Annotated in this window: 1 pseudogene; it reads left to right on the forward strand. The window is 77.0% G+C overall.

Annotated features, from left to right (window positions below):
* Positions 1-413 (forward strand): annotated as a pseudogene (locus D7Y13_RS46585) (hypothetical protein); the annotation flags it as partial.

Consider the following 413-nt stretch of genomic DNA (forward strand, 5'->3'; position numbering starts at 1 on the left):
GGCATCCTGCCCAACGAGTACCTCCAGAACGTCGCCGACTACGTGGCGAACGGCGGCGCCGTCCTCGTCGCCGGCGGCCCGGAGTACGCGGGCGCCGAGTCGATCTACCGCTCCCCGCTGGGCGCCGTCCTGCCGGGCGCGCCGACCGCGCGGGTGCTCGACCAGGGCTTCGTGCCGCGCCTCTCGGACCTCGGCCAGCGCCACCCCGTGACCGAGTCGCTGGAGGGCTTCGCGCCGCGCCCGACGGCCGAGGACGGCACGCCGGGCTGGGGCCGCTGGTTCCGCCTCATCGACGTGGTCCCGAGCGAGGGCGCGCAGGCGGTCATGGAGGGGCCGGAGGGGCGCCCGCTCCTCCTCCTCAGCCGCGTCGGCGAGGGCCGCGCCGCGCTGATCGCCACCGACCAGTCCTGGCT

Origin of the sequence: Corallococcus praedator (assembly GCF_003612125.1) — a bacterium.
Classification (GTDB): domain Bacteria; phylum Myxococcota; class Myxococcia; order Myxococcales; family Myxococcaceae; genus Corallococcus; species Corallococcus praedator.